We start from the raw sequence: 2,906 nt of genomic DNA, 5'->3' as shown, positions 1-2,906 counted from the left end.
GCCGCGGCCACCCTGCTCGCCGAACGCGGCGCCCGCGTCACCCTCTACGAGCGGGAGGACTCCCTCGGCGGCCGGCTCTCCGGCGGGCACACCACGCTCGCGGACGGCTCGCGGGTGACCATGACCCGCGGGTTCCATGCCTTCTTCCGCCAGTACTACAACCTTCGCGGCCTGCTCCGCCGCACCGACCCCGCCCTCGCCCGGCTCACCCCGCTGCCCGACTACCCGCTGCGCCACAGCGGCGGCCTGACCGACAGCTTCGCCCGCGTCCCCAGGACCCCGCCGTTCAGCGCGCTCGGCTTCGTCGCCCTGAGCCCCACCTTCGGCTGGCGGGACCTGGCCGCCCTGGACGCCCGTGCGGCGCTGCCGCTCCTCGACGTGCGCGTGCCCGAGGTGTACGAGCGCTTCGACGAGGTCTCCGCCACCGAGTTCCTGCGGAGCGTGCGCTTCCCCGAAGCCGCGCACCATCTGGCGTTCGAGGTGTTCTCGCGCAGCTTCTTCGCCGACCCGCGCGAACTGTCCGCCGCCGAGCTTCTGCTGATGTTCCACATCTACTTCCTCGGATCGTCCGAGGGCCTGCTCTTCGACGTACCCGCCGAGCCGTTCCCCCAGGCGCTCTGGGACCCGCTCGGTGACTACCTCCGGCGTCTCGGCGCCGACGTCCGCACCGGGATCTCCGTGCACACCGTCCTCCCCCGCGACGGGGGAGGAGCGGAAGTGCACACCGACCGCGGGGCGGATCACCACCGGGCCGTGGTGCTCGCCTCCGATACCGGGGGACTGCGCCGGATCGTCGACGCGTCACCCGGCCTGGGCACCACCGCCTGGCGTGCCGGCGTCGCCGCGCTGCGCACGGCCCCGCCGTTCCTCGTCTCCCGGCTCTGGCTCGACCGTCCGGTCCGCTCCGACCGCCCCGGCTTCCTCGGGACCAGCGGCTACGGCGGCCTGGACAACATCAGCGTCCTGGAGCGGTACGAGGGCGAGGCCGCCCGCTGGTCGGCGCGGCACGGGGGGTCGGTGGTGGAACTCCACGCCTACGCCGTGGATCCCGGGGCGGAACGGAAGGAGGTGCAGGACATGCTCCTCGACCGGCTGCGCCAGGTGTACCCGGAGACCGGCGAGGCGCGCGTGGTCGACGCCCGGCACGAGTGGCGGTCGGACTGCCCGCTCTTCCCGGTCGGTTCGCACCGCCGGCGCCCCACCGTGCGCACGCCTCACCGGTGGCTGACCCTGGCCGGTGATGCGATCCGCTGCGATCTGCCGGTCGCGCTCATGGAACGGGCCGCCACCACCGGCTTCCTCGCGGCGAACGCGCTCCTCGGCGAGTGGGGCGTACGGGGCCAGGTCCTGTGGACGGTTCCCCGGGCAGGCCGCTCACCGGCGCTCCGAGCCCTCGCCGCCGTGGCGGGACACCGCCCACCCCCCTGACCACCACCCCGTCCACCCGAAGCCCTCCGACCCGCCCGGGCAACCGTCGGGCCCGGTGCCCTCGGCCGGGCCCGGACGGTCCCGGAGGCCGGGCGGTGAGCCGTCGGGCCAGGTGGATCAGCCGGGCCGGGGCGGTGGATCCCGTCCGGTCCCGGGGTGGCCGGGTGTCTCTCGCGCTTACTGGACCAGCGGGGTCCGCCGGCTCTACCGGCCGGTCGGTGCCGTCCGGCCTTGCGGAGTGCTCGGTGCCGTCTGTTCCAGGGGGTCGGTCGGGCTCCCGGTCCGGGCGTGGCTCACCGGTCCTGCCGGTGGGCGGGGAGCCGTCCGGCTCCGCGGGTCAGCCGGACCCGCCGGTCCCGCGAGGCCGGCCGGGCCCCGGCCTCGCGGGTCGCCGCGGAACTATCCCGGCCCCCGTGGGTCGGTCGTCGGGGGACTATCCCGGCCCCCGTGGGTCGCTCGTCGGGGAACCGGCCCGGCTCTGTGGGTCAGCCAGGGAAGCGGCCGGTGCTGCGCAGGGCGTAGCGGCGCTCGGCGTAGGCCAGGTCGTCGCGCCACAGGCGTCCCGCCGTGCGGCGCATGAGGGGGCGCAGCACGGGCGCGGCGGCCCGCGCCGCCGCGAAGCCGCGCCGGTCCGAGGTGGCCACGACCGCCTCGACCACAGCCGTCCGCGGATGTGCCTCGCCCATAGCCGTCAGCGGCGTCGCATGTGTCTCCACCACGGAAGTGGCTCCCTCGCCGTCGGTGATGCGCATGACGACCGTGCGCGGCTCCGGCGCGGTGAACTCGGCCCGTACCGGCACCACCAGACGCCCGCCCACCCGGAAGGAGACGTCGACGACGAAGGCGTCGTCCTCGTCCCCCCGGGGTTCCCGGGCCACCGACAGGTCGACGAACGAGTAGGGGTGGAACCACGAGCCGTGCCACGGATCGAGCCGGTTGGCCACCACGTCCTCGGGTTCGCACCGACCCACCGCCGTGTACACGGCGTCCACCCCGCTGCCGGCCGCCGGCCGTACGGGTACGACGGGGAACTCGGTGGGTTCCTCGCCACCCGGCTCGTCCAGCCGGACCCAGACCAGCACGCCGTCGTCGTGCACCGGAAACGGCCGCCAGCCGGCGAACGGTGAACCGTCCAGGGCCAGTCCGTGCCAGTGGCAGACCAGCGTGCCGCACACCACCCGGCTGTCACGCAGCGGAGCGCCGAGGTGCGGACACACACCCGAGCCCGCGTGCAGCTCACCGGTGTCCGTGCGCCACAGCACCACCTCCACACCCCCGACCGTCCGGCCGTACGGGCGATCCGCGGCGTGCATGCTCCGGGAGGAGCCGACCACGAACCAGTTGCCGGACGGACGGGCGGACGCCCGCCCGAGCGCGTCGGAAATGAGCGCCGGACGGGCCTGACGCCAGGCCGGCGGCTGCTCCGCCCAGCCCGGACCACGGCGCCGGCGCCGCACCGGTGGCGTCCAGCGGGCCCT

At 75.3% G+C, this 2,906-nt stretch carries 2 protein-coding genes; one reads left to right on the top strand and one right to left on the bottom strand.

Annotation, left to right across the window (positions count from 1 at the left end):
• Positions 1–1,428, top strand: a 1,428-nt coding sequence (locus B9S61_RS01420) for an FAD-dependent oxidoreductase (protein WP_103540544.1), incomplete at its 5' end; no start/stop codon positions are given.
• 485 nt (positions 1,429–1,913) lie between these two features.
• Here B9S61_RS01420 and B9S61_RS01415 read toward each other — a convergent pair.
• A partial coding sequence (locus tag B9S61_RS01415; protein WP_258039500.1) for a Rieske (2Fe-2S) protein occupies positions 1,914–2,906 on the bottom strand: 993 nt, incomplete at its 5' end.

It is taken from the genome of Streptomyces sp. SM1 (assembly GCF_002910825.1).
Classification (GTDB): domain Bacteria; phylum Actinomycetota; class Actinomycetes; order Streptomycetales; family Streptomycetaceae; genus Streptomyces; species Streptomyces okerensis.
The sequence above is the reverse complement of the archived record's forward strand: the minus strand, read 5'-3'. Positions and strand labels throughout refer to the sequence as shown.